The sequence below is a fragment of the Roseateles sp. DB2 genome (genome assembly GCF_051857535.1).
Classification (GTDB): Bacteria; Pseudomonadota; Gammaproteobacteria; order Burkholderiales; family Burkholderiaceae_C; genus Roseateles_B.
In genome coordinates this window covers 168,692-194,845 of record NZ_JBPZGY010000001.1, presented here as the reverse complement: position 1 = coordinate 194,845, position 26,154 = coordinate 168,692, and the positions used below count along the sequence as shown (strand labels likewise).

General features: G+C 68.9%; 23 protein-coding genes. 7 read left to right on the top strand and 16 right to left on the bottom strand.

Annotation, left to right across the window (positions count from 1 at the left end):
• Positions 1-48 precede the first annotated feature (48 nt).
• Positions 49-819 carry a 3-hydroxybutyrate dehydrogenase gene (locus ACS5PK_RS00740; RefSeq protein WP_439438369.1) on the top strand — a complete coding sequence of 257 codons (771 nt, stop codon included), beginning with the start codon at positions 49-51 and terminating at the stop codon, positions 817-819.
• 44 nt (positions 820-863) lie between these two features.
• Here ACS5PK_RS00740 and ACS5PK_RS00735 read toward each other — a convergent pair whose 3' ends face one another.
• Positions 864-1,595 (bottom strand): SIMPL domain-containing protein, encoded by a 732-nt coding sequence (locus ACS5PK_RS00735; RefSeq protein WP_439438368.1) that lies wholly within the window; start codon positions 1,593-1,595, stop codon positions 864-866.
• Positions 1,596-1,800: 205 nt separating this feature from the next.
• Between ACS5PK_RS00735 and ompR the strand changes: the two genes are divergently transcribed.
• Both ompR and ACS5PK_RS00725 read left to right on the top strand, forming a co-directional pair.
• Positions 1,801-2,529, top strand: coding sequence for an osmolarity response regulator transcription factor OmpR (ompR, locus tag ACS5PK_RS00730; RefSeq protein WP_183104246.1), 729 nt, complete (start codon positions 1,801-1,803; stop codon positions 2,527-2,529).
• Between the two features lie 74 nt (positions 2,530-2,603).
• Positions 2,604-3,932: an ATP-binding protein gene (locus ACS5PK_RS00725; RefSeq protein WP_439438367.1), complete on the top strand. Its 1,329-nt coding sequence runs from the start codon at positions 2,604-2,606 to the stop codon at positions 3,930-3,932.
• A gap of 12 nt (positions 3,933-3,944) precedes the next feature.
• On the opposite strand, the gene ispF is transcribed toward ACS5PK_RS00725, so the two are convergent.
• Genes ispF through ispD form a run of 3 tightly spaced genes read right to left on the bottom strand, consistent with a single transcriptional unit; the run spans position 3,945 to position 5,543 of the window.
• Complete coding sequence (gene ispF, locus ACS5PK_RS00720) at positions 3,945-4,439, bottom strand: 2-C-methyl-D-erythritol 2,4-cyclodiphosphate synthase (RefSeq protein WP_439438366.1); 495 nt, start codon at positions 4,437-4,439, stop codon at positions 3,945-3,947.
• Between the two features lie 10 nt (positions 4,440-4,449).
• Complete coding sequence (locus ACS5PK_RS00715; RefSeq protein ID WP_439438365.1) at positions 4,450-4,830, bottom strand: hypothetical protein; 381 nt, start codon at positions 4,828-4,830, stop codon at positions 4,450-4,452.
• Complete coding sequence (ispD, locus tag ACS5PK_RS00710) at positions 4,827-5,543, bottom strand: 2-C-methyl-D-erythritol 4-phosphate cytidylyltransferase (RefSeq protein ID WP_439438364.1); 717 nt, start codon at positions 5,541-5,543, stop codon at positions 4,827-4,829. Before ispD ends, ACS5PK_RS00715 begins: the two co-directional genes overlap by 4 nt.
• Before the next feature lie 198 nt (positions 5,544-5,741).
• Between ispD and ACS5PK_RS00705 the strand changes: the two genes are divergently transcribed.
• Together ACS5PK_RS00705 and ACS5PK_RS00700 are read left to right on the top strand one after the other, a co-directional pair.
• The gene (locus ACS5PK_RS00705) at positions 5,742-7,064 is read left to right on the top strand and encodes an NTP/NDP exchange transporter (RefSeq protein ID WP_439438363.1); all 1,323 of its coding nucleotides are present in this window, start codon (positions 5,742-5,744) and stop codon (positions 7,062-7,064) included.
• Between the two features lie 35 nt (positions 7,065-7,099).
• The gene (locus ACS5PK_RS00700; protein WP_439438362.1) at positions 7,100-8,221 is read left to right on the top strand and encodes a hypothetical protein; all 1,122 of its coding nucleotides are present in this window, start codon (positions 7,100-7,102) and stop codon (positions 8,219-8,221) included.
• Between the two features lie 71 nt (positions 8,222-8,292).
• Here ACS5PK_RS00700 and clpB read toward each other — a convergent pair whose 3' ends face one another.
• On the bottom strand, positions 8,293-10,896 hold the full coding sequence (gene clpB, locus ACS5PK_RS00695; RefSeq protein WP_439438361.1) for an ATP-dependent chaperone ClpB: 2,604 nt from the start codon (positions 10,894-10,896) through the stop codon (positions 8,293-8,295).
• Positions 10,897-10,993: 97 nt separating this feature from the next.
• On the opposite strand from clpB, the gene ACS5PK_RS00690 reads away from it, so the two are divergent.
• A complete protein-coding gene (locus ACS5PK_RS00690; RefSeq protein ID WP_439438360.1) occupies positions 10,994-11,536 on the top strand; it encodes a DUF1993 family protein in 543 nt (180 codons plus the stop codon).
• Between the two features lie 6 nt (positions 11,537-11,542).
• Here the strand turns inward: ACS5PK_RS00690 and crcB are convergent, their stop codons facing one another.
• The 3 genes from crcB to ACS5PK_RS00675 are packed head-to-tail and all read right to left on the bottom strand — an operon-like array spanning position 11,543 to position 13,132.
• Positions 11,543-11,923, bottom strand: a complete 381-nt coding sequence (gene crcB / locus ACS5PK_RS00685) for a fluoride efflux transporter CrcB (RefSeq protein ID WP_439438359.1) — start codon at positions 11,921-11,923, stop codon at positions 11,543-11,545.
• Positions 11,920-12,420, bottom strand: coding sequence for a molybdenum cofactor biosynthesis protein MoaE (locus ACS5PK_RS00680; RefSeq protein ID WP_439438358.1), 501 nt, complete (start codon positions 12,418-12,420; stop codon positions 11,920-11,922). Before ACS5PK_RS00680 ends, crcB begins: the two co-directional genes overlap by 4 nt.
• Positions 12,377-13,132: a Crp/Fnr family transcriptional regulator gene (locus ACS5PK_RS00675; protein WP_439438357.1), complete on the bottom strand. Its 756-nt coding sequence runs from the start codon at positions 13,130-13,132 to the stop codon at positions 12,377-12,379. The genes ACS5PK_RS00680 and ACS5PK_RS00675 overlap by 44 nt, the downstream gene beginning before the upstream one ends.
• A gap of 95 nt (positions 13,133-13,227) precedes the next feature.
• Between ACS5PK_RS00675 and ACS5PK_RS00670 the strand changes: the two genes are divergently transcribed.
• Entirely contained in the window at positions 13,228-13,773 is a 546-nt protein-coding gene (locus ACS5PK_RS00670) for a DUF962 domain-containing protein (protein ID WP_439438356.1), read from the top strand.
• A gap of 3 nt (positions 13,774-13,776) precedes the next feature.
• Here the strand turns inward: ACS5PK_RS00670 and ACS5PK_RS00665 are convergent, their stop codons facing one another.
• The 8 genes from ACS5PK_RS00665 to ACS5PK_RS00630 all read right to left on the bottom strand — a co-directional run bounded on the left by ACS5PK_RS00665 (position 13,777) and on the right by ACS5PK_RS00630 (position 26,086).
• Entirely contained in the window at positions 13,777-14,358 is a 582-nt protein-coding gene (locus ACS5PK_RS00665) for a nitroreductase family protein (RefSeq protein WP_439438355.1), read from the bottom strand.
• A gap of 4 nt (positions 14,359-14,362) precedes the next feature.
• On the bottom strand, positions 14,363-15,457 hold the full coding sequence (apbC, locus tag ACS5PK_RS00660) for an iron-sulfur cluster carrier protein ApbC (protein ID WP_439438354.1): 1,095 nt from the start codon (positions 15,455-15,457) through the stop codon (positions 14,363-14,365).
• A 94-nt stretch (positions 15,458-15,551) separates the two neighbouring features.
• Positions 15,552-16,166, bottom strand: a complete 615-nt coding sequence (locus tag ACS5PK_RS00655) for a LysE family translocator (protein WP_439438353.1) — start codon at positions 16,164-16,166, stop codon at positions 15,552-15,554.
• Positions 16,167-16,208: 42 nt separating this feature from the next.
• Positions 16,209-17,798: a glycosyltransferase family 39 protein gene (locus ACS5PK_RS00650; protein ID WP_439438352.1), complete on the bottom strand. Its 1,590-nt coding sequence runs from the start codon at positions 17,796-17,798 to the stop codon at positions 16,209-16,211.
• A 168-nt stretch (positions 17,799-17,966) separates the two neighbouring features.
• The gene (locus ACS5PK_RS00645; protein WP_439438351.1) at positions 17,967-19,136 is read right to left on the bottom strand and encodes an HlyD family efflux transporter periplasmic adaptor subunit; all 1,170 of its coding nucleotides are present in this window, start codon (positions 19,134-19,136) and stop codon (positions 17,967-17,969) included.
• The gene (locus ACS5PK_RS00640; RefSeq protein ID WP_439438350.1) at positions 19,133-21,355 is read right to left on the bottom strand and encodes an ATP-binding cassette domain-containing protein; all 2,223 of its coding nucleotides are present in this window, start codon (positions 21,353-21,355) and stop codon (positions 19,133-19,135) included. Before ACS5PK_RS00640 ends, ACS5PK_RS00645 begins: the two co-directional genes overlap by 4 nt.
• Positions 21,356-21,387: 32 nt before the next feature.
• Positions 21,388-22,752, bottom strand: coding sequence for a TolC family protein (locus ACS5PK_RS00635; protein WP_439438349.1), 1,365 nt, complete (start codon positions 22,750-22,752; stop codon positions 21,388-21,390).
• A gap of 49 nt (positions 22,753-22,801) precedes the next feature.
• On the bottom strand, positions 22,802-26,086 hold the full coding sequence (locus ACS5PK_RS00630) for a hypothetical protein (protein WP_439438348.1): 3,285 nt from the start codon (positions 26,084-26,086) through the stop codon (positions 22,802-22,804).
• Positions 26,087-26,154 lie beyond the last annotated feature (68 nt).

Below are 26,154 nucleotides of genomic sequence, written 5' to 3'. Positions count from 1 at the left end.
TGCGAGCCCGCACCCTGAAGTGCACGCAGACCCACGAAAGGAATTCACATGTTGAAAGGCAAGACCGCCCTGGTCACAGGTTCCACCAGCGGCATCGGGCTGGGCATCGCCCTGGCGCTGGCCCGCGAGGGCGTGAACATCGTGCTCAATGGCTTCGGTGATGCCGAGGGACCCAAGGCCGAAGTAGCCGCGCTGGGCGTGAAGGTGGGCTACCACGGTGCCGACATGAGCAAGGCCGCCGAGATCAACGAGCTCATGGCCTACGCCGAGCGCGAGTTCGGCGGTGTGGACATCCTCGTGAACAACGCCGGCATCCAGCACGTGGCGCCGGTCCAGGACTTCCCGCCCGAGCGCTGGGACGCCATCATCGCCATCAACCTCAGCTCGGCCTTCCACACCACCCGCCTGGCCCTGCCGACCATGCTCAGGAAAGGCTGGGGCCGCGTCATCAACGTGGCCTCGGTGCACGGCCTGGTGGCCTCCGCGCAGAAGTCGGCCTATGTGGCGGCCAAGCATGGCCTGGTGGGTTTCACCAAGTCCGTGGCCCTGGAGACGGCTACCAGCCCGGTGACGGTCAACGCCATCTGCCCCGGCTGGGTGCTGACGCCCCTGGTGCAGAAGCAGGTGGACGCGCGCGCCGCGGCCGATGGCGTGGACAACGAGGAGGCCAAGCGCCGCCTGCTGGCCGACAAGCAGCCCTCGCTGCAGTTCACCACGCCCGAGCAGTTGGGCGCGCTGACGGTCTTCCTGTGCTCCGAGGCCGCGGCCAATGTGCGCGGCCAGGCCTGGAGCCTGGACGGTGGCTGGACCGCCCAGTAAGCGGGGCAAGGCCGCAGCATGTCGCTGCTGGCGGCCCGGCACCCTCAGCGCTTCATCACGACGGAGCCATTGACACTGACGCTCACCGTCGCCTTGCCGGCCTCCACCGGCAGGGCTTCGTCCATGGACGCACCGGCGGCCTTCATGCGCAACGAGGGCGCGGCCATGGGCATGGGCGCGGCGTCCTGCGTGTTCACGCTGACCTCGCCGATGTCATAGGCGCTGAAGCCGAACTGCTTCGCGTACTCCGCCGCCCGCGCCTTGAACTGGGCGATGGCCTGGGCCACGACCGTGCTCTCCTGCTGCTCCCGGGCTTCCTTGGAGAGGCTGTAGCCCACTCGCGCAATGCTCATGGTGCTGATGCGGCCGGTGAGCTCGGAGATGGCGCTGATGTTCTTGCCCTCCACCATCAGCTCGGCCGAGCCCTGCCAGCCATTGATGTAGGTCTGGCCGTTCTTGCTGCCGTAGCGCGGGTACATGGAGAAATTGCCCGTCTGAACCTCGACCTGGCCGGGCTTGGCAATCTTCCTCGCCTCAGCCAGCGCGGCATCCAGGGCCTGCTTGAGCGCCAGCTGCACCGCGGCGGCATTGCTGCCGTCCTTGCTAGTGGAGAAGACCACGCCCAGCGTGTCCCGCGCCACCTCCACACTGGCCGTGGCCGAGAGATTGAGACGGTCCCGGGGCAGCGGGCTGGATGTCTGCTGGGCCAGCGCCGGCAGTGTGGCCGCGCCCAGGATGAGACCGGCCAGGCCGGCACGGTGCAGTCGCTTGTTCATGCAATCCTCCTTGGAAACCTTGAAATCAGGGCAGCTCCGACCATAGCAGCACGGCCCCTGCCCCGCCCTCAACGCCAGGCGCCGTCCCCTCGTTGGCAGGGCCAGGCCTGAGTTGTTACCAAACCGTAACGACTGTTGATTCGGTTGCGATTCATGCGGTGAACAGGCCCACAATGGCGCTGTTACATATTTCTCGGAGTCTCCCATGAGCAGCAGTACCCGCGCCAACCGCATCCTCGTCGTCGATGACGATGCCCGCATCCGCGACCTGCTGCGCCGCTATCTGACGCAGGAAGGCTTCGAGGTCCTGCTGGCGGAGGACAGCAAGGCGCTGAACAAGCAGCTGACTCGCGAGACCGTGGACCTCATCGTCCTGGATCTGATGATGCCCGGCGAGGACGGCCTGTCCATCTGCCGCCGCCTGCGTGCCGCCAATGACAGCACGCCCATCATCATGCTGACGGCCAAGGTCGAGGAAGTGGACCGCATCGTGGGCCTGGAAGTGGGCGCCGACGACTACCTCGCCAAGCCCTTCAACCCGCGCGAGCTGCTGGCCCGCATCAACGCTGTGCTGCGCCGCCGGCCGGCCATGGAGGCGCCAGGCGCGCCGTCCAAGGAGCCGATGACGGTGAGCTTCGGCCCCTTCGAGTTCGACCTGGCGCTGCGCCGCCTGTCCAAGAACGGCGAGCCCCTGCCCCTGACCACCGGCGAGTTCTCCATGCTCAAGGCCCTGGTGCGCCACCCGCGACAGCCGCTCTCGCGCGACAAGCTGGCCCAGCTGGCTCGCGGCCGCGAGTTCGAACCCTTCGACCGCAGCCTGGACGTGCAGATCTCGCGCCTGCGCAAGCTGCTGGAGTCCGACCCGGCCCAGCCCCGCTATATTCAGACGGTCTGGGGCGTGGGCTACGTCTTCGTGCCCGACGAGAACAGCTGATCCCTCCCCTGCCGACGCAGGCCTCTGGAGGCCTGCGCTCGCACGACGCCGCCCGCCGGGCGGGCTGAGCGCCCATGCCGCAACCGCCCAAGATCCTCGCCTTCAACCTGTTCTGGCGCACCTTCGCGCTGCTGGCTGCACTCCTGGCAGGCGCCGTGTTCGCCTGGCAGCTGACTTTCCGCGCCCTGGATGCCGAGCCCCGCGCGCTGGAGTCAGCCCATCAGTTGGCGGGTCTGGTCAACCTGTGCCGCGCCGCCATGGCCACCACCGACGGCGTCAACCGGGTGGCCATGATCAAGTCCCTGACCCACAGCCGTGACATCCAGGTCGAGATCTCCGAGCCCACCGACCAATGGGTGGACTACGGCAGCAGCGGCTTCACCCGCAAGCTCGCGCAAGCCCTGCAGCAGCGCCTGGGCGGCGACACCGTCGTGGCCGGCAGCCTGAACGGCGAAGCAGGCCTGTGGGTGCGCTTCAGCATCGACACCGAGCACTACTGGCTTCGCACCAACCCCGAGCCCATGTCAGCTCAGCTCGCGGCCAACTGGTGGTGGCTGCTGATCGCGCTGCTGGTGACCATCCTCGGCTCGGCCCTGATCGCACGGCTGATCAACCACCCGCTGCGCGAGCTGGCCACCGCGGCAGGCCGCATCCGCGAGGGCGAGTACGACTCGCGCCTGGACGAGAGCACCCTGACCAGCGAGATCCGCGAGGTCAACATGGGCTTCAATCGCATGGCCCGGGACCTGGCCAAGATGGAAGAGGACCGCAGCGTGATGCTGGCCGGTATCTCCCATGACCTGCGCACGCCCCTGGCCCGCCTGCGCCTGGAGGCCGAGATGAGCGTCACCGACGAACTGGCCCGCCAGTACATGGCGCAGGACATTGACCAGCTCGACGCCATCATCAACAAGTTCATGGACTACGCCCGCCCCAGCGAGCTGGCCCTGCACCCCATCAAGCTGCGCGACGTGGCCGAGCGCGAGGCCCAGGGCTTCCGCGACCCGTCCCAGATCCGCATCCAGAACAATGTGCCGGCCGACATCAAGGTCTGGGCGGACGAAGTCGAGCTGGGCCGCATCTTCCTGAACATCATGGAGAACGCGCGGCGCTACGGCCATCTGCCGGACCTGCCCACCCTCATGCTGGTGACGGCCAAGGTCCAGGGCGCCGAGGTGCTGATCACCCTGCGCGACCATGGCCCCGGCGTGCCCCAGGACAAGCTGGACAAGCTCACCACACCCTTCTTCCGCGGCGACGCCGCCCGTACGGCGGCCACGGGCGCGGGCCTGGGCCTGGCCATCGTGGAGAAGTCCGTGCAGCGCCAGGGCGGCAAGCTCTCCATGCGCAATGCGGACGACGGCGGCCTGGTCACCCAGATCCGCCTGCGCCGCGCGCAGTAGGCCGATCCGGCCTCAGCCAGGCGCGCGCATCAGCAGGCACACCGCCCGCGTCTCGATGGCACGGCCCTCGCCCACCGGGCCCATTTTTTCGGCCGTCTTGGCCTTCACGTTGATGCGTTCGACCGGCAGGCTCAGCACCTGAGCCAGGCGCTCGCGCATGGGCTGAATGTGCGGCGCCATCTTGGGCGCCTGGGCGACGATGGTCGTGTCGATGTTGACGATGGCCCAGCCCGCCTCGCGCACCTTGCGATGGGCCTCGGCCAGCAGCGCCATGGAGTCGGCGTTCTTGAACTCGGCCGCCGTGTCGGGGAAGAGCTTGCCGATGTCGCCCAGGGCCGCAGCGCCCAGCAGGGCGTCGGTGATGGCATGGGCCAGCGCGTCGGCATCGGAATGGCCCAGCAGGCCGTGGGTATGCGGGATGGTGACGCCGCCGAGGATCAGCGGGCGGCCGGTGACGAGCTGGTGGGTGTCCCAGCCTTCACCGATGCGCAGGTCCAGAGGATTCATGGTTCGAAGCTCACTTTCCACGCGGGCGAGGTGCCCGGATGACGGGGTTTTGAAGATGCCAGCTCAGCGCCGCCAGCAGCACAGGCACGCCCAGCGACCAGCGACCCTCGAACTCGCGCAGGGCGATCTCGAGGCGATAGTCCAGCAAGGGGCTGCCCGCAAGCAGCGCCCACAGCGGCGCGAGCATGAGAGTCAGGCCGAGGGCGCGCGCCCGCCGCGGCCGCGGCACGAAGAAGGCCGCACGCACCAGCACGAGGGCATACAGGCCCAGCAGCAGCGGCAGCCCGACCATCATCAGCAGCAGGCCGGCGCCGTGCGCATGGGCCGGCAGGCTCAGGCCGCTGGCCAGCAGCAGCAGCGCCGCGCGACGCCAGGGCAGAGGTCGGCTCATCCCGCACGGCTCCGCAGCAGGCGCTCGGCCAACTCGAAGTCCGCCGGGTACGTCACCTTGAAGTTCTCCATCGACGCCGCCACCAGCCGGGGTCGATGCCCCAGGGCCTCGACGGCACTGGCTTCATCGGTGGCCGCGTCTCCTACCTGGCGCAGAGCGGGCTGCAGCAGGCCCAGGCGGAACATCTGCGGCGTCTGCGCGGCCCACTTGCCGCGGCGGTCCACGGTGGCCAGCACGCGGCCGTCCTGTTCGTCCTTGAGTGTGTCGGCCACGGGCAGGGCCAGCAGGCCGCCGACCTCGTCGTCCGCACAGGCGGCCATCAGGGCCTGCACCCATTGGGGCTGCAGCAGGCAGCGTGCGGCATCGTGCACCAGCACCCAGTCGTGAGGCTGAGCGCCGCGGGCCTGCAGTTCCAGCAGGCCGTTGGCGACGCTCTCGGCGCGGCTGGCGCCCCCGCAGCGCGCCACCCAGGCGCGCTCGCCGGCGAAGCCGGGCACGGCCTGCTCGAACTGATCGTCCTCGGGGGACAGTACCACCAGGGTCGCGTCCAGGCCCGGCACGGCCTGCAGCGCGTCCAGGGTGTGGGCCATCAGCGCGCGGCCCGCGAGCGGCACGTACTGCTTGGGTTGCGAGGCGCCTGAGCGGCTGCCCACGCCGGCCGCGGGCACCAGGGCGAAGCAACGGGGCTGCACGCCCACGGAATAGGAAGTCATGGCGCAGATTGTAGAAAGCTCCGCTGCAAGCCAGGCGCAACCGCCGCCCTCGGCCGGCCGCCGCCAACCGTGAAAACACTGAGAACAAATGACATCACCAGGCCGGCATGACTTCAGGACAAGTCCACGCCAGCGGCCTTCAATGCCGGACAGGGCCTGGCACCGCAGCTCAGCCGCCCTGCCTCCAAGGTCTCCCGCATGAATCCCTCACGATCCCTTCTGCAACGTCTGGTGCTGGTCCGCCCCGGTGAAGGCCGCGCCCTGCTGTGGGCCGCCGCCTACTTCTTCTTCCTGTTGCTGAGCTACTACCTGCTGCGCCCGGTGCGCGAGGCCATGGGCATCGCCAAGGGCGCGGACAAGCTGCCCTGGCTCATGAGCGTCACCCTGCTGGTGATGCTGGTGGCCAACCCGCTCTATGCCAAGCTGGTATCGCGCTGGCCGCGCCGACGCTTCATTCCGGCGGTCTCGCATTTCTTCGCGGCCAATCTGCTGGTCTTCGTCGGCCTGATGACGGTCTGGCCCGGGGCCGTGTGGCTGGGCTATGCCTTCTACGTGTGGCTGAGCGTCTTCAACCTCTTCGTGGTCTCGGTGTTCTGGAGCCTCATGAGTGATGTGTTCCGCGAAGAACAGGGCCGGCGCCTCTTCGGCCTGATCTCCATGGGCGGCACCTTGGGCGCCATGGGCGGTGCCGCGCTGACCGATGCGCTGAGCCGCGGCAGCTGGGGCCTGCAGCTGGGGCCGGCCGCCTTGATGGGGCTGTCCGTCCTGGCGCTGGAGATCGCCGTGGTCTGCATGGGCGTGTTGGAGCGGCACTTTGGCGTCTCCGAACAGGCCCAGCCCGAACGCGAACCCGGGCCCTCGGCCCTGGAAGGCTGGCGGGCCATCGCGGGCTCGCGCTATCTGCAGGCCCTGTGCCTCTACATGCTGCTCTATGCGCTGACCTCGACCTTTCTCTACCTGACCCAGGGCGAGATCGTGGCCAGCAGCTTTGCCAGCAGCGCCGAGCGCACCGCGGCCTTCGCGCGGCTGGACCTGTGGGTCAATGCCCTGACGCTGCTGACCCAGCTCTTCCTGACCGGCCGCCTGCTGCGCTGGATAGGCGTGAGCGGCGTGCTGCTGGTGCTGCCCACCCTGACCCTTGCCGGCTTCGGTGCCCTGGCCCTGTGGCCCGGTTTCGCGGTGCTGGCCGCCGTGCAGGTGCTGCGCCGCGGCCTGCACTATGCGGTGGACCGCCCGGCGCGCGAGCTGCTGTACATCCCGCTGGGGCCTGAGGAGCGCTACAAGTCCAAGCCCTTCATCGACACCTTCGTCTACCGCGTGGGCGATGTGCTGGGCGTCTGGGCGCCCACGCTGATGAGCCTGCTGGCCCTGCCCGTGAGCATGGCCGCCCTGGGCTGCGCCGGCCTGTGGATCTGGACTGGCCGCTCGCTGGGGCAACTGGTACGCCGCCACGCTTCGCAAAGCCCCGATGTGCCCCCCGGCAATGCCCCCGCTCAGGCTCCCGGGGCCCTGCGCTCCTGAGTCCTGCCCCCCTCCTCTGCTGAAAAGGAAACCTCATGAACCCCTCCCGCCGACACCTCATGCAATGGACCGCCGGCCTCGGCGCCCTCGGCCTGCTGCCCCTGTCCCACGCTGCCGGCGAAGCGCCGGCACGCACGGCGCCCAAGCGCATCCTGATCCTGGGCGGCACGGGCTTCCTGGGCCCAGCCATCGTCGAGGTGGCCAAGGCACGGGGTCATGTCTTGACCCTGTTCAACCGCGGCCGCACGCGGCCCGGCCTCTTCCCGGATGTCGAGAAGCGCCAGGGCGACCGCGACCCGCTCAAGGGCGAGGGCCTGAAGTCCCTGGAGACGGGCGAATGGGATGCCGTCATCGACGACTCCGGCTACTACCCCCGCATGGTGGGCGCCTCCGCCCAGCTACTGGCGCCGCGGGTGAAGCAGTACATCTACATCTCCAGCATCAGCGCCTACAAGGAACCCGTGCCCGTGGGCGGTGACGAGGACACGCCCCTGGCCGTGCTGGCCGACCCCACGGTCGAGACCATGGGCAAGAACTTCGAGAACTACGGCGGGCTCAAGGCCGCCTGCGAGGCCGCCGCGGCCAAGGCCCTGCCCGGCCGCAGCACCATCGTGCGCCCCGGCTACATCGTGGGCCCGGACGACCCCACCGGCCGCTTCACCTACTGGCCGGTGCGATTCGACAAAGGTGGCGAGATCGCCGTGCCCGGCGCGCCCACGGATCCGCTGCAGCTGATCGACGTGCGCGACCTGGCCGCCTGGCTGGTGCATCTGGTGGAAACCGGCACCATGGGCCAGTTCAATGCCGTCGGCCCGGCCGAGCCCATGAGCTGGGGCCGCGTGATCGCCGCCTGCCAGAAGTCTGCCGGCACACCGGGCAGCGTGACCTGGGTGCCCGGCGAGTTCATGGCCAAGCAGGAGGACCTGGAGATGCCCATCTGGGCGCCCTACCTCGGCGACACCAAGGGCTTCCACACCTGGCGCACTGCCCGCGCCGTCAAGGCCGGTCTGAAGTTCCGCCCGGTGGAGCAGACCGTGGCCGACACCCTGGCCTGGTACAAGACCCAGCTCAAGGAGGAGAAGGGCCGCGTGAAGCTGGCCTACAGCGCCGAGCAGGAAGCCACGCTGCTGCAGCGCTGGAAGCAGGCCAAGGGCTGATCGAAGCCGCTCATTGAAAAAGGGCGCGACCCTCGCGGGTTCGCGCCCTTTGCCTTGTGGGGCGACGGGGTTCAGTGCACCACGCGCCCGAAGCTGAACTCGCCGCCCTGGACCTGCACGGGGATGACGTCCTTGGGACCGAAGCGGCCCTGCAGGATCAGCTTGGACAACGGGTTTTCGATGCGCTGCTGGATCGCACGCTTGAGCGGCCGCGCACCGAAGACCGGATCGAAGCCGACCTTGGCCAGCTCGGCCAGCGCCTCCTCGCTGACGTCCAGCTTCATCTCCAGCTTCGCGAGACGCTCTTCCAGCTGGCGCAGCTGGATCTTCGCGATGGACTGGATGTGCTGGGCGTCCAGCGCGTGGAAGATCACCGTCTCGTCAATGCGGTTCAGGAACTCCGGACGGAAGTGCTGCTTGACCTCACCCCACACGGCCTCGCGGATCACTTCCTCGTCCTGCCCCGCCAGCGCCATGATGTGCTGCGAGCCGAGGTTGGAGGTCATCACGATGACGCAGTTCTTGAAGTCCACGGTGCGGCCCTGGCCATCGGTCAGGCGGCCGTCGTCCAGCACCTGCAGCAGCACATTGAACACATCGGGGTGGGCCTTCTCCACCTCGTCCAGCAGCAGCACGCTGTAGGGCTTGCGGCGCACGGCCTCGGTCAGGTAGCCGCCCTCGTCATAGCCCACGTAGCCGGGGGGCGCGCCGATCAGGCGGCTCACGGAGTGCTTCTCCATGAACTCGCTCATGTCGATGCGCACCATGTGGTCCTCGCTGTCGAAGAGGAAGCCCGCCAGCGCCTTGCACAGCTCGGTCTTGCCCACGCCCGTGGGGCCCAGGAAGAGGAAGGAGCCCAGCGGCCGGTTCGGGTCGGACAGGCCGGCACGCGAACGGCGGATGGCGTCGGCCACCGCGGTGATGGCCTCGTCCTGGCCCACCACGCGCCGGTGCAGCTTGTCTTCCATCTGCAGCAGCTTGTCGCGCTCGCCCTGCATCAGCTTGGACACCGGAATGCCGGTGGCGCGGGACACCACCTCGGCGATCTCCTCGGCGCCGACCATGGTGCGCAACAGCTGCGGCGCGGCGCCCTGCTTGGCCTTGCCGGCCTTGTCGCTCTCCTTGGCCTGCGCCTCCTTCAGGCGCTTCTCCAGCTCGGGCAGCTTGCCGTACTGCAGCTCGGCGACCTTGTTGAAGTCGCCCTTGCGCTTGAGCTCCTCGATCTGGAACTTGATGCGGTCGATCTCTTCCTTGACCTGGGCCGAGCCCTGGGCCGTGGCCTTCTCGGACTTCCAGATCTCCTCCAGGTCCGCGTACTCGCGCTGCAGCTTCTCGATCTCTTCCTCGATCAGCTCGAAGCGCTTCTGCGAGGCCTCGTCCTTTTCCTTGCGCACGGCCTCGCGCTCGATCTTCAGCTGGATCAGGCGGCGGTCGAGCTTGTCCATGGCCTCGGGCTTGGAGTCGATCTCGATCTTGATCTTGGCCGCGGCCTCGTCGATGAGGTCGATGGCCTTGTCGGGCAGGAAGCGGTCGGTGATGTAGCGGTGCGAGAGCTCGGCCGCGGCCACGATGGCCGGGTCGGTGATCTCCACGCCATGGTGGACCTCGTACTTCTCCTGCAGGCCGCGCAGGATGGCGATGGTGGCCTCCACCGTCGGCTCGTCGACCATCACCTTCTGGAAGCGGCGCTCCAGGGCGGCGTCCTTCTCGACGTACTTGCGGTATTCGTCCAGCGTGGTCGCGCCGATGCAGTGCAACTCGCCGCGGGCCAGGGCCGGCTTGAGCATATTGCCGGCGTCGATGGCGCCCTCGGCCTTGCCGGCGCCGACCATGGTGTGGATCTCGTCGATGAAGAGAATGATGCGGCCCTCATCGGCCGCCACTTCCTTCAGCACGGACTTCAGGCGTTCCTCGAACTCGCCGCGGTACTTGGCACCGGCCAGCAGGCCGGCCATGTCCAGCACCAGCACGCGCTTGTCCTTCAGCGACTCCGGCACCTCGCCGTTGACGATGCGCTGGGCCAGGCCTTCCACGATGGCGGTCTTGCCCACGCCCGGTTCACCGATCAGCACGGGGTTGTTCTTGGACCGGCGCTGCAGCACCTGGATGGCGCGGCGGATCTCGTCGTCACGGCCGATCACCGGATCCAGCTTGCCCTGGCGGGCGCGCTCGGTGAGGTCCAGGGTGTACTTCTTGAGCGCCTCGCGGTTGCCCTCGGACTCCTGGGAATCCACCTTCTGGCCGCCACGCACCGCCTCGATGGCCGTCTCCAGGCCCTTGCGGGTGAGGCCGTGGCCGCGGGCGATGCCGGCCAGATCGCTCTTGGCATCGGCCAGGGCCAGCAGGAACATCTCGCTGGCGATGAAGTGGTCCCCGCGCTTGGCGGCTTCCTTCTCGGCAGCCTGCAGCAGGCTGACGAGGTCGCGGCTGGGCTGGACCTGCTGGCCCTCGCCCTGCACCTGCGGCAGGCCGTTGACGATGCTGTCCAGCGCCGTCTTCATCGCAGGCACCCGCACGCCGGCACGCTCCAGCAGGGCGCGGGGGCCGTCCTCCTGGGCCAGCATGGCCTGCAGCAGGTGGGCGGGTTCGATGTAGGGGTTGTCGCGCGTGACGGCGCCGCTCTGGGCTTCGGCCAGGGCTTCCTGGAAGCGCGTGGTGAACTTGTCGACTCGCATGGATGAAATCCTCCGTTGTCGTTCAAGTGGGCGCAGCTCGCCGCATTTCAAGAGGCGGGGGGAAGGCAGCCCAGCGTCCGCGGCCAGAATGTCGACCATGCCGCAGACCACCACCCCCACCGCCCCGAGCAGCGCCGGCTCAGAACTCCAGCTCGGCACCGTGCCCACCCTTCTACGCTATCTCGGGCAGTTGGATGGGCTTCTTGACCTGGCTCAATCGCAGGTCCGAAGCCAGGGGCTGGCGGAGGACGCGCTGCTGGAAGCTCGCCTCGCGCCGGACATGCTGCCCCTGCGCAGCCAGGTCTGGATCTGCGGCAATTTCGTGCCCCGCCTCGAAGCGGTGCTGCACGGCCACGCGCCGCGCTACCCGGACTGGCCCCAGGGCCTGGCCGGCATGCGCCAGCAGGTGCAGGCCCTGCAGGTCCAGGTGCAGGGCTGGCGCCCCGAGGACTTCGAGCCCGCCGATCGCCGGGTGGAGAGCGACGCCGGCCGGGCCTGGCTGCAGATGCCGCTGCGCGCCTGGATCCACGAGTTCGCCCTGCCCAACTTCTGCTTCCACCTGACCGCCGTCTACCTGCTGCTGCGCCAGCAGGGCCTACCCCTGGGCAAGGCGCAGTACGACGGCCTGCACCGCTACTGAGCGCGCTCAGCTGAGGGCGGCACGCATCAGGGCCAGACCCGCGGCCGCAGCGAGCAGCGAGCCCAGCACATGGACCAGGGTGTGCGCCAGCGCCAGGCCGAAGTCCCCGCGCTGCAGCAGGCTCAGGGACTCGCCCGAGAAGCTGGAGAAGGTGGTCAGCCCGCCCAGGAAGCCGGTGACCAGCAGCAGCCGGGCCAGTTCATGGGGCATTCGGCCGAACCATTCCAGGGCCAGGCCGATCAGGAAGCCGCCCAGCACATTGACCAGCAGCGTACCCAGCGGGAAGCCGGTCCAGCGCGCATTGAGCCACAGGCCGGCGCCCCAGCGCGCCAGGGCGCCCACGCTGGCGCCCACGGCCACGGCGGCGATCTGCAGCGGCAGGCTCATGCCGGGCCGCCGGCGTTGCTGGAGGCAATGCCCCAGCGCGCCAGGGCAGCGTCGTCCACCTCGCGGGCATCGACCCAGCGGGCACCGTCCGGCCCGTGCTCCTTCTTCCAGAACGGGGCCTGGGTCTTGAGGTAGTCCATCAGGAACTCGCAGGCCTGGAAGGCCTGGCCGCGGTGGCGCGAGCTGACGAACACGCCCACGATCTGCGCCAGCGGCGCCAGCGGGCCCACGCGGTGGATGACGCGGGCGGCGCGAATGTCGAAGCGGCGCTGGGCCTCGTCGATCATGGCCTCGATGGCGGCCTCAGTCATGCCGGGGTAGTGCTCCAGCTCCATCAGCGTGATGGCGTCGGCGCCCGGCTGGCCGGACCCGCCGCGCACAGTGCCCACGAAGCTGACCACGGCGCCCACACCGCCATCGTCGGCGCGCAAGGCGGCGCACTCGGTGCTGAGGTCAAAGTCCCCGGTCTGGATGCGGACGCGCGCTGATGTGCTCATGCCCCGAATTCTGCCCCAGCGCCGCCAGGGCCTGCGGCTCCAGCAACTCAATGCCGCCGTAGCGCAGCGCGATGTGGCCCTGGGTCTCCAGGGACTTCAGCGCCTTGTTCACCGTCTGCCGGCTCACGCCCATCATCAGGGCCAGCTGATCCTGCGGCAGGCGCAGGCGGCGGGGCTGCGTGGCGCCGGGCGGGGTCAGGTCTTGCTCCCCATAGCCCTGGGCCACCTGCAGCAGGCGCTTGGCCAGCCGCGCCTCCAGGGGCAGCCGGGCGATGTCCTCCAGCACCTCGAAGCTCTGGCGCAGCTTGGCGCAGGCCAGGCGGGCGATGCTGCGCCAGTGCCGCGGGTGCTCGTCCAGCCAGCCCACCAGGGCCACTTCGGGCACCAGCCAGAGCCGGGTCATGCCGTCGCTGCGCACATCGTGTGTGCGGGGCTGGCCGTCCAGCAGGGAGATCTCGCCGAACCAGTGGCCGGCTTCCAGCCAGGCCAGCAGGCTCTGCGTGCCGTCCGGCTGCAGCCGCCCGACGTGCAGGGCGCCCGAGAGCACGCAGCACAGGCCGGCCGAGCGCTGGCCCTGATGGAAGAGCAGCTCGCCGTCCACCAGGCTCAGGCCGTGACCCAGCGCGCGCAGGGCAGCCTGCAGCTCGGGCTCGCAGCCGGCGAACCAGCGGCTGCGGGCCAGGGCCGGGTGGTCGTCGTCAGGAAGGGCCATGGGTTTGGGAGGGGCTCAACTGTCGAATCTTTGACAGTGCAAATGCTCGCCGCTGCCTAAGCTGATGGATATCAAGACAAACGTGGAGACCCGCCATGGCCAGCCCCTTGCGCCCTGCCCTGGACCTGATGGCCCAGTACGCCGCCTACCACCGCGACCGCCGCAACATCGCCACGCACTTCGTGGGCATCCCGCTGATCGTGTTCGCCATCGGTGTGCTGCTGGCGCGGATCCCGCTGGAGGTGGCGGGCCTGCAGGCCAATGCCGCCTGGCTGCTGTGCTTCGTGAGCGCCCTGTGGTACCTGAGCCGCGGGGCGCTGGTGCTGGGCCTGTCCACCGTAGCGGTCAACGCCCTGCTGATGGCCCTGGCCACGCCCTTTGCGCAGGGGTCGACGGCCGCCTGGCTGACGGTGGGCGTGGGCAGCTTCGTGGTGGGCTGGATCATCCAGTTCATCGGCCATTACTACGAGGGCCGCAAGCCGGCCTTCGTGGACGATCTGGTCGGCTTGCTGGTCGGGCCCATGTTCGTGGTCGGCGAACTGCTGTTCGCGCTGGGCTGGGGCAAGGAGATGCTGGCTGCCATCGAGGCCCGCGTAGGCCCGACCCATGTGCGGGACCTCAAGGCCACGCAGCGAGGCTGAGGATCAGCCCGCCTCCGGCCAGCGCTGCAGCACCGCGCCGGCCTCGGGCTTGCGAGGGGCGCGACCGGCCTTGAGCGGCGTACCCAGGGCGATCCAGCCCAGCAGGGTCTCGCCGGGCTCGCAGAAGGCGGCCACGATGTCGGCGTCCCGCACCTTGGCGCCGGACAGCATCTTGGCGCCATACCCCAGCAGATGGGCCGCGTTGAGGAAGTTGGCCAAGGCGCCGCCCACACAGGCCCATTGCTCGTGCGCGGGGACCAGGGGATGGCCCATGTCGATGCGGGCCACCAGGGCCACCGTCACCGGCGGGCGCAGGGCGCGCTCGGCATCGAGGGCTGCGCCGGCCTCGTCCTTGCCGGCCTTTCGCGCGGCCGCGGCAAAGAGCGCCGCCATGCGCTGCCGGGCCTCGCCCCCCACCCACTTGAAGCGAAAGGGCACCAGCTCGCCGTGGTCCGGCCCGCGCAGGGCGGCGGCCACCATCAGCTGAAGCTGCGGCTCGTCCGGCCCTGGTTCCACCAGGTGCTTGGGGCCGACGGAATGCCGGCTCAGCAGCGCCTGCAGGACTTCCGGACCTGGCGTGGCCATGGCGTCAGCTGTTCTTCGAGATGGTGATGGTGGGGAACTTCGAGGAATAGTCCTTCGCCTGCCCCGCGATGCGCGCTGCCACCTGGCGGGCGATGTCGCGGTAGCGCTGCGCGATCTCGCCCTCGGGCTCGGCCACCACGCTGGGCCGGCCGGCATCGGCCTGCTCACGGATGGACAGGGCCAGGGGCAGGCCGCCCAGGTAGGGCAGGCCGTACTGCGCGGCCATCTTCTGGCCGCCCTCGGCGCCGAAGATGTGCTCGGCATGGCCGCAGTTCGTGCAGATGTGCACCGCCATGTTCTCGACCAGGCCCAGGATGGGCACGCCCACCTTCTCGAACATCTTGAGGCCCTTCTTGGCATCAATCAGGGCGATGTCCTGGGGCGTGGTCACGATGACGGCGCCCGTCACCGGCACGCGCTGGGCCAGGGTCAGCTGGATGTCGCCGGTGCCGGGCGGCATGTCGATGATGAGGTAGTCCAGGTCCTGCCAATTCGTCTGGCGCAGCAGCTGGTCCAGGGCCTGGGTGGCCATGGGGCCGCGCCAGACCATGGCCTGGTCCTCGGCCACCAGGAAGCCGATGGACATCAGCTGCACGCCATGGGCCATCATCGGTTCCATGGTCTTGCCATCCTTCGAGTCCGGCTGGCCGCTGGCGCCCATCATGAGGGGCTGGCTGGGGCCGTAGATGTCGGCGTCCAGCAGGCCCACGCGGGCGCCCTCGGCCGCCAGGGCCAGGGCCAGGTTGGCCGCCGTGGTGCTCTTGCCCACGCCGCCCTTGCCCGAGGCCACAGCCACGATGTTCTTCACGCCCGGCAGCAGCTGCACGCCGCGCTGCACGGCATGGGCCTGCACGCGGGTGCTGACGTGAATGTCCACGCGCGCGATGCCCGGCACGGTGCGGGCCGCGGCGGCCAGGGACTCGCGCAAGGCCCCATGCAGGCCGGCGGCCGGGTAGCCCATCTCCAGCTCGAAGCTCAGGCCATCACCCTCGATGCGCATCTGCTTGATCTGCTTGCTGCTGACGAAATCCTGCCGGGTCACAGGATCGACGACGCGCTGCAGGGCCTGCAGCACCAGGGCTTCTTGATTCATGCTCATGGGGATCTCTCGCAAGCCGCGCAGTCTAGCCCAGGCCCCTCTCGAGCACAGGCATAGGCCCGCGCGAAGCAGGGTCGGGCACCGTCAGGCCGGATCAACGACTGGCGCGCGCCAGCGCCAGCCCGAAGCCGATGAAGACCAGGCCGCTGCCGCGCTGGAACCAGCGCCGACCCCGCGCCGAGCCCAGGAACTGCCGGACCGCCTGCGCGCCCCAGGCGTAGACACTGTGGATGATCAGCACCAGGGTCGCGTAGCTCAACACCAGCAGCAGCAGCTGCGGTCCCGCCTCGTGGGCCGGGTCCACGAACTGGGGCAGGATGGAAAGGAAGAAGACGATGGCCTTGGGATTGGTGAACTGCAGCATCAGTCCTTCGAGGAAGCGGCGGCGCGGGCTCAGCACCGGCGTCTGCACCTCATCCGCCCAGTCTTGGGCCGGAGCCCGCCAGAGCTTGATGCCCAGCCACACCAGGTAGGCGGCGCCCAGCAGCTGGATCACGGTGAAGGCCAGGGCCGACTGCGCCAGCAGCAGGCCCAGGCTGGTGGCCGACAGGCCAGCCACCACGGCCGCCCCAGCCGCCACGCCGGCGATGCCCGGCAGGCTGCCGCGCCATCGGAGGCGCAGGGCATTGTTGAGCGAGAGCATCACGCCGGGGCCAGGGCTGGCCACCGTCGCGGCGGCCACCAGCAGGAAAAGAAAGTACAGCTTCATGCCACCATGCTAGCCGCGGCCCTCATGCAGGCTCAGCCAGGCTCACTGGACGGGACACAGGCCCGGCTTCTCCGGCGCCACGATGGACCACTCCACCTGCAGATGCGGCCCGGTGCCGCGCCGCGTCCAGGGCAGGTCGATACGTCCCTGCGCATAGGCCTGCTCGCGGAGGTCGTCCACTGCGGCGGGAAGCTGGCCCAGGTCGCGCACATCGATGACCAGCATGGCGCCGCACTGGCGGATCATCTCCGGCTTGACCCAGGGCGACTTCTGCGGATCGGCATCCAGGAAGACCAGCGGATGGGTGGGCGCGTGCACCGAGACATTGCCCGCCAGCCAGGTCTCGCCGACCAGGATGTGCAGGGGCCCCGGCTGGTGTCGACGCCAGACGGCATCCACCTGCGCGGCGAGGTTCTGCGCCGGGAAGTTGGCGCGAGCCGGGCGGTCCTTGAGGTCCACCAGCCAGCCGTTGGTCAGGGCCTGGCTCAGGGCCATCAACAGCTCGAAGACAAGGGCGATGAGCAGCGCCATGCGCACCATGCGGTTGGGCTCATGGGCCGGCACGAAGCGCATCAGCCACAGCCCCAGCACCACGAAGAAGGTGGCGGCCCAGGCCGAGCCCAGCTTGACGCCAGCCACACCCAGCAGGGATGTCAGCAGCACCGGCCCGAGAGCCATGAAGCTGATGAAGTGCGCTTCCGGTCGTTCCAGCGTTGTGGCCCCGGGCCAGCGCGCCTGCTTGCGCAGCAGCCAGACCATCAGCCCGGTCGCCAGCAGCAGGGGCAAGGCCCGGCCGAACTGGATCACGACGAAGTTCAGCAAGCGGCCCCAATGGCCGAGTTGGGAGGCATCGTTCTCGCCGTTGACCGCCTTGCTGACGTAGCCCAGGCTGGGCGCCCCCTCGCGCAGCAGCCATTGCACGTGCGGCGCGAACAGCACAGCGGCCACCAGCAGGGCAAGACCTGCCCCCAGCCACGGGCGCAGGCGGCGCATGCGGACATCCTGGATCATCCACAGGCCCAGCACGGCCAGCCAGATCAGGGCGCTGTACTTGGTGAGCATACAGAGGGCTGCGGCCAGGCCTGCCAGCAGCCAGCGCCACCAACCGCCTTCGCGCACCGCCAGCAGGCCTGTCCACAGCAGCAGGGCCACGGGCATCAGTTGCACCGTGTTGTGGTTGGCCATGATGCCGTGGATGCCGTGGTAGATCAGCAGGCTGCTCAGCAGCACGGCGCTCAGCGCTCGCGCCGGCGACATCACCAGCAGGCCGATGCGCCAGACCATGTAGAGCATGAGCACCACGCTCAGCTGCGCGGCGAAGAAGGTCACCCAGATCTGCTTGCCCAGCAGATGCGTCCAGAAACTCAGCCACCAGGTGGGGAACGGCGGATGCTTGTAGTAGCCCCACTGCAGAGACTGCTGCCAGACCAGTTGCTCGATGTTGTCCCAGGGTGGCGCGCGATGGGTCAGCGCGGAGCTGAGGACCCACAGCAGGGCATGGAAGGCGAGAAATGCGACAAGCAGGCGGCCAGCGTCGCGGCGGCTGTGCATGTCCAGCGTCCAGGGGCCCAGGCGCAGGCCGGCACCATGCGGCTGCGCGTCCAGGCTGATCGTGTCCTTGCTGCTCTCCATGGCCCTGCCGCTCTCGCTGCGCTCGATATCGCCGCTGCGACCGGGACGGGCGCAGGCAAAGTCCCGGATGATACTGAAACAATTCTTCACACTCCCGATTGCTGGACCGAGAGGGCGCATGCCGCAGGTCAAACCGTGCAATGGCGCACAGCGCCAGGGGCACGCCGCTCACCGTTCGTGCAGGGATTCGTGGAGTACCTTGGTGATGGGCTTGGTCAGGTAGGACAGGACGGTGCGATGGCCGGTCACGATGTCCACGACACAGGTCATGCCCGGCTGGATGTCGATACGCCTATCGGGATGCGCCTGGTTGTAGGCCTCCAGCTTCGCCGAGTCAATCGCGATCTGGATGCGGTAGTAGATGCTCTCCCCCTGGCTCATGCGCTCGGTCAGTACATCCGGGCTGATGTACTTCACCCGGCCGTGCAGAGAGCCAAAGACGCTGTAGTCATAGGCATCCAGCTTGATGGAGGTCGGCAGTCCCACGCGCATCTGCGCGATGTCGGCAGGCCTCAGCTTGGCTTCGACAATCAACTCGCTGGCGGTCGGCACCAGCTCCAGGATCACATCGCCAGGCCGCACCTTGGCTCCCGGCGTGGTGGTCTGGATGTTCTTGACCAGGCCATCGGCGGGTGCTCGGACCTCCGTCCGGTCCAGGCCGGCCGCGCGCTCGGCCAGCACCTGTTCCTGCGTGGCCAGATCCTCCTCGGCCTTGGTCATCTCGGCTTGCGCATCCTGGAAGTAGCGGCTGCGCCGCGCCGTGATCTGGCCGGACAGGTCCGCCACCACCCGCTCCAGCCGGATCACCTCGGCCTGGCCGATGTCGCCGCTGGCCAGCAGGGGGCGACTCAAGGCCAGCTCCTGCTCCGCCAGGGCCAGACTGCGTTGCATGGCGGCGATGTCGCCATTCACCGCGCCTTGCCTGCGCCGGAACAGCTCCGTCTGGTTGGCAGCGAAATTGGGGTAGGCCAGCACCTCCCGGGGCAGGACCAGAGGCTGGCCCAGCACCTCGGCATGCAGGCGGGCCAGGGCGGCCTTGAGGGCGGCCACCTTGGCCTGGCTGTCACGGAAGGCGGCCTCGGCCTGGCCACGGTCCAGGCGCGCCAGTACCTCTCCCTGGCGGACCTTCTGGCCCTCCTGCACGAGCACGGCCTGGACCACACCATCCATGGCCACCTGTACCACCTGGGTGCGCGCACTGGCGATCACCAGACCGGCAGCATGGGAGCTCTGCACGATTTCGGCGACTGCCGCCCACCAGCCCAGCAGCACCGTCAGCGTCATGAGCACCAGGAGGCCGAGGAGGTTGTTCCGCAGCACGGAAGCGTTCTTTTTCATGCCGAAGCCCCGATCTCGGATGAACCGACAGCCGTGCTGCTGCCCAGCGGCAGGGCCTCGGCCACCGCCTGCTGCAGCCGCTTGGCCAGCTCGGCCCTGCCACCATCCAGCACGATGCCCCGCTCACCCAGGATGAGCACACGATCGACCAGGCTCAGCAGGGCCGGTTTGTGCGTGACCAGCACCAGCGTCTGGTCCTGGCGCATGCGCTCCCTGAGGACGGCCAGGCAGCGGGCCTCGCTGTGTTCGTCCATCCAGGCGGTCGGTTCGTCGAGCAGCCAGACATCAGGGCTGGACAGCACGGCCCTGGTGAAGGCCACCAGCTGTTTCTGCCCGCCCGAAAGCCCCTCGCCGCCTTCGACGATGGGCAGGTCCAGGCCCTGGGGATGGCGGGAAATGATCTCGCCCACGCCTGTGCGGTGGCACACGTCCAGCAGCTCTGCCTCGCTGGGCAGGGTCGCGACGCCCAGCAGCAGGTTCTCGCGCAGGGTGCCAGTGAACAGCCGCGCCTGCTGCGGCAGAAAGGCCAGCCGCTCGCTCAGCAGTTCCCGATCGATCTGCTGCAGATCAAGTCCGTCCAGCAAGGCCCTGCCGGACTGGGCCCGGTAGAGCCCGGCCAGCACCTTGAGCAGCGTGGTCTTGCCGGCACCCGTGGGGCCAATGACGGCCAGCTTCTCGCCGGGCCGGATGCTCAGCTGCCGGACATGCAGGGTCTCCGGCCGACCGGGATAGGTGAAGCGCAGGTCCGCCAGTTCGTAGGCGCCGCGAATGCGTTCGGGTTGCAGGGGCCGGTCCACGCCCTCGTTGTCCTGCTCCAGGGCGAACACCTTCTCGAGATTGTCCAGGGAGGTCCTGGCCTGGGCCCACTGCACGATCAAGCCGGGCAAGGCGGCCACCGGCGCCAGCACGCGGCCGGCCAGGATGGAACAGGCGATCAGGGCCCCCACCGTGAGGCGGCCGGAGGAGCTCGCGATGTAGGCGCCCAGCCCGACGACGGCCACATAGCTCGCCTGCTGGATGAAGGCCGCGATATAGCCTGCATGCTCGCTGTGATGGCGCACGGCGGCATCTTCCTCTACGGTGGCCGCATTGAGGGCCCGCCAGTTAGCGGTCTGCCGCGCCCGCCCGCCATAGGCCTTGAGGCTCTCAGCGTTCTCGATGGTTTCCACCAGCAGCCCGAACTTGCGATTGGCCACCGAAATGCCGCGCTCGGCATGCGCGGCGATGCGGCGCCTGTAGATCAGGCCAACCACCAGCGCCACCGCGGCGAAGGCCAGCGGCACCGCGGCCATTTCCGCGCCGCCCACCGCAAAGATGGCGAGCAGGAACAGCAGCGCGAAAGGCGCGTCGGCGGCCACATACATCGTGGCTGCGGCCAGGAAGGCCCGGATGGATTCATAGCTGCGGATCTGCGCCGACAGACTGCCCACGCTGCGCGGGAACTGGTCCATGCGAATGCGCGTGAGCCGCTCGAAGATGGCCTGGGAAACGGTCAGGTCGATGCGTTTCATGGCCTCCTCGATGAGGCGGGAGCGCATGAGCTTGATGGCCAGCTCCATCAAGGCCGCCACCAGCACCCCGACAGTCAGCACCAGCAGCGTGGACAGGCCCTGAGTGGGTATCACGCGGTCGTAGACCTGCATGCTGTAGAGCGAGCCGCCCAGCGCAAGCAGATTGGCACACAGGGCCGCCGCCGCCGCGACGCCAAACAGCGGCCACCCCTGTCCAAAGGCCATGCGGAACAGGGCCGCAGCCGTGGGGCTGTGCGGGCGTCTCGGCGCAGCCGCTGGCAGGATGGCGGCAAAACAGGCCGGCTCCCCGCTTGTGAGCTGGGCCGGCTCGAGCAACTGCAGGCCCTGGGCCGACTCGAAACGCCAGGCGCCGCCGACAGCCTGGCCGGCGATGACGCCCCAGCCCAGCCCTGGCACGTGGCCCACCATCGGCAGGGCGTCCAGCAAGGGCAGTGGCCGCCAGACGGGCGCGCCGAGCGACATGTCGGCAAACAGGGCGGTCACGGCGGCCACGGGCACCGACGGCGCAGACGGCCCAGACGGCGCAGACGGCGCAGACGCCGCGGCAGCGCCCTGCGCCTGGGCGGCCGCGGCCTCCAGCAAGGAGGCCAGCAGCGCAGGCCTGGGACTGGGCAAGGCGGGATACAGGCCTTTGCATCGCTGTGCGATCCAGTGCAGTTCAGCGATTTTGTCGGGGGAGGGCATCATGCAATTTTTTCAACAGGGCAGGCAGGGGCCGGTCATGGCTTGGCGCGCATCCAGGCAGCCTCGGCAGCAAAGAGCTCCAGGCGGTAGCGGCTGGCCGTCATCTGGGCGTCTAGGTCGGCAAGGGACAGCTGGGCATCGAGCAGTTCACGGGCGGCGTTCATCACATCGAGCCAACTGCGCTTGCCCGCGACGAACAGGCGTTCATAGGAGGCCAGCACGAGACCCGTCGCCCGGATGCCCTGCAGGACATCGTCCCGCCGGGCCAAGGCAGAGCGCAGCTCCTCGTATTCAGTCCTGACCCGCGAGCTGAGTTCCAGCCGTGCGGCCTCGCGCGCGGCCCGGGCAGCTTCGACCTGCGCAGCGGCCGCACGGCGCGCGGCCATCGCGGACAAGCCGGCTCCCGGCGCGAACTGCAGCTGCAGCCCCACCGTGTTGGCAGGCGACGAGAAGGGAATGCCATGAGGCACCGAGCGCTGCACGGTCAGGGACAGCGACGGCCATTGCGCGGCCGCCCTGGCCTCGGCTTCGCGGCGGGCCGCCTCCTCGTCGTGCGCCAGCCGATACAGGGTCGGGCTGTGTTCCCGCGTCTGCTCCAGCAATGCCTGCAGCGCGGGCAGCTCGGGCAGGTCCAGGGGAACCGAGGTGCGCCCCAGCCCGGCACCCGTCAGATCCAGCCCCACCAGGGAGGACAGTTGCTGGCGCACCGCCCCCAGGGAATGGCAGGCCGCCTTGAACTGGCCCGCGGCCTGCGCCTGGCGGGCCTGCAGCAGCTCGCTCTCGCTGGGCGCCGAGACGCCCCCGGCGATGCGGCGCTGCAGGGTCTCGCGATAGTCCATCATCCGATCAAGCAGCTCGCGCCAGACCGCTGCACGCCCCTGGGCCTGCAGCAGCGCCTGATAGGCATTGGCCACGGCAAAGCCCAGGTTCTGCCGGGACTCCAGCACCCCCTGCTCAGCCGACTGGCTGCGTGCGGACGCCGCCTCCACATCGGCCGTCAGACGGCCCGCCGTCCACAGCGGCTGCTGCAGGGCGTACACCGTGGTGTAGCCGCCGCCGGCATTGGGTGAACTCTGCAGCGACGGTGTCGGCAAGTACTGGGCCCTGGCGGCCTCCCAGTCGGCCTTGGCGGCCTCAGCGACGGCCCTCTTGGCTGCAACGCTGGGGTGGCGCTCCGCGGCCAGGCGGGCCAGCTCATCCAGGCTGTAGTCGGCTGCCTCCGCCGAGGTTTGCGCAGAGGCCTCGGGGCCGCAAGCCTGCCTGCCCTCCCCCCGGGCCATGGCGGGAGCAAGCAGGGCGAGGGCGAGGCCGAGCACCAGCAGGCTCCAGGCACCTGCGCCCCCCCCGGCCGGTCGAGCGGCGGCGCGGGCCGAACCCAGGCCCTGCAGACCGCTCAGCACGACGGCCCCGCACCGGGCAGCCCTTGCACGCTGCACAGGACGCCCATGCTCAGGCCACGATGAGAGACGTCGCATTGATCATGGCCTGCAACTGGCTGAGGTACTCGACCCCCGTGCCGAAGTTGTCGCTGTAGATGATGTGGTCGCGCACGTCAGCGAGCCGGTGGGCACGGACGGCATCCGAAAGACCGGCTTGCGTGAGCAGCGACACGTCCAGGCCCAGGCGGGCCAGATCACTGACCGAGAAGCCGCCCACCGAGGCAGCGTCGGCATCGGAGCCTCCACTGGACTTGCTGATCGCGGCAAGCGCCATCACCTTCACGGCCGAGGTGCGGATCGCATTCAGTTCCGCGATGGTGTCCACCTCCGAGCCGAGCTTGCTGCCCACCGCCTCGTTCATCAGCACCAGCAGGTTGGACACAGGCACCGTGCCCACCGAGCTGAGGTTCACCCCGACGGAAGCGTAGTCCGTGAGGGTGGGCGTGCCCGAGACCGGGTCCGGCATGGATCCATTGGCCTGAGTCAGGATGGCGTTGTAGCCTCGGATCAGGGGCAGCAGTTCGGTGGAGGCGTTGTCGACCTGGCTGCCGACGCGGGCCTCCACCGCGCTGTTGTAGGCGCTCACGTTGCCGGCCTCCACCAGCGACTGCACGGCAGCGATGGCTCGGTAGTCTGCCAGCGTGGGCAGGCCCCCTTCGTTGCTCTGGCCCGGCTCCACCTTCGCATCGTCCGCATACCGGACCACGCGGGCAAGGCTGGTCACCGACTGCAGTTCGGCGAGCGTATCCACGCCGGAGCCATCGCGCGCCGTGGCCTGGATTAGGCTGCCTATGGTTGCGACATTGCTGCCCGTGACGCCCACCAGGCCGGTGGCCGTCAGGTCCTGTACGTTGAGCGCCGAGGGCGAAGCAGCCCCCTGCGCGACGGCCAGCACGGTGTTGTAGCCGCGGATGAGGGGCAGCAGCTCGGTCAGCGGATCGTCGACCTGGGAGCCCACATGTGCGTCAACGGCGCTGTTGTAGGCGTTCACATTGCTGGCCACCACCAGGGACTGCACTGCGCTGATGGCTTTGTAGTCGGCGAAGGTAGGCAGGCCGCCTTCATTGGCGCCACCCGTGCTCACGCCGGGTTCGTCGGCGTAGCGCACCACGCGGGCCAGGCTGACCACCGACTGCAGCTCGGCCACGGAATCCACGCCGCTGCCGTCATGTGCGGACCCCTGCAGCAGCGTGCCCACCATGGCCAGGTTGTTGCTGCTGACGCCCGTGACACCGAGGGTGCTGAAGTCGGCCAGGCTCAGTGAGGAAGGGGCCGAGGCCCCCGCGGCCACGTCCAGCACATGGTCCACCACGCCGGCCAGGGCGCTGAGCTCCTTGGGCGTGTCGACCTGGTCACTGGTGCGCGTTGCGACGGCGTCGGCAAGCAGGCGGGCAGCCGCCGGCTGCAGCACGTCGCTGGCATCGCCTGCGTGACCTGCGACGCCCAGCGTCGCGAAGTCGCCCGCCGTCGGGTTGACGGCGGCATTGCCATCGGCGTTGGTGCCATTGGCCTCGTTGAGCAGACGGAACAGGGCCGCCGCCAGTTGCTGGATCTCGACCAGAGAGTCCAGCCGTGCGTCAGGCAGGTTGTCGGCGAAGCTGTTGAGTGCCGTGGCATCACTGGCTGCGAGCGCAACGGGCGTGCCGCTGGCATCGTTGTGCACCACGCCCATGTGCTCGTAGTCATCGGCGGTGGGCACGCCGGCGGACTTGCTGGGACTGCTGTCCCGGGCCCATACGCGCAGCAGCTCCATGCTGGCCAGGGACTGCAGCTTGGCCAGGGTGTCGACCTCGCCGGGCTCCATGTCCCGCACCGTGACGCTGAGCAACTCGGCCACAGCCTGGTTGTTGGCCCCGGACGAGGCAAAGCTGCTCAAGCCCAGCCTGGCAAAATCGGCGGCACTCAGCAAGGGCGCACTCGCGTCACCGCTGGGCTTGGCAACCAGGACCGCGAGCTTGTCCAGCGTGCTGGCGATGCCGTTGATCTTTTCCACCGTGTCCACGCTGGAGCGCTGCAGTTCGCCGATCACGTCATCCAGCATGGTCAGGGCCGTGGCGGAGCCTTGGGCACGGCCGATGTCTGCGCCAATGGCCGCAAAGTCGGCCGCGGTCGGGTCGTTGCTCACATCCGTGTCCGCGGTGTTGCCGTTGGCTTCGGAAAGAATCCTGTCGTAGGCGCTCATCAGGGCCACCAGCTTGGAGACGCTGGACACGCCGGAGCCGTCGGGGCTGGTCGCACTGATCGCGGAAACGATGGCGCCGAGGTTGTCCTTGGCATGCAGGGCCTCCAGCTGCTGCGAGCGTATGCCCAGCAAGGCGAGGTCATCGGTACTCAAGGCGGAGGCCGGCGCGACACCCGCAGCGATGTTCATCACCTTCTGCACGACTGCGACGATGGCCTTCAGCTCGGCAATGGTGTCGACACTGTCGATGGTGATGCCCTTGATCGCATCGTTCAACAGGGCCAGCGCTGCCGGCTTGCCCTGCAGGGCGCCCAGCAGGACGCCGATGTTCTGGTAGTCCGCTGTCGTCGGGTCGGCGTCCGGTGTCAGGTCGGGGCTGCTGCCATTGGCTTCGGCGAGGATCTTGACGTAGGCGTCGACCACGGTCTGCACGTTGCTGCTGGTGCCCATGTCCAGCTGCGAGGCCTGCAGTGCCAGGTTCACGGCCCCCACATTGTTGGCGTCGACATTGTGGATGCCCGCATTGGCGTAGTCGGTCACCGTGGGCGTGACGGCGTTCGCCGCGTGCTGGGCGAAGGCCTTGATCTTGTCGAAGGCACTCGCATCGTCTTTCTTGCTCAGCGATGCACCGCCGGCCACCAGCCCCAGCGTGCCAACGCCGGCAAGCACCCAGCCCTTCTCGCCCTCGAACCAGCCGGTGCCCGGCGGCGAGGCCAGGGCCGCTGCCGTCACCTGCCCTTCCGGCAGCGCTGCGGGGCTGATGCCATTGGCCTGGGTCAGGGAGAAGGCGCCTGTGTTGTCATAGACCCGCCAGTCACCCGAGGCGCTGCGCCCCATCACGGCCACGTCCTGCGCTTCGAAATAGCCGCGGATGACCAGGTCCGGCGCCCCGACGTCGCCATCGGGCAGCGTCAGCAGCAGATCCTTGCCTTGACGCGAGATGTTGAGCTTGGCCGGCGCCTCCTGGGTCAGCGCATCCAGCAGCTGGAAGCGCATCCCGGTCTGGGCCTGCAACACCAGGGCCTTGCCCTCACGGCCAGCACCGGCACGCAGGGTGTAGGGCTGCTGCGCCTGTCCGAATTGAACGATGCGTAGGTAGTACTTGGGGCTCATGGCTGGCAAGCAATCAGGTTGGAAGTTGAAAAGGCCGTTGGGAGATGCAGCGTCATCGCTGCTCCGTT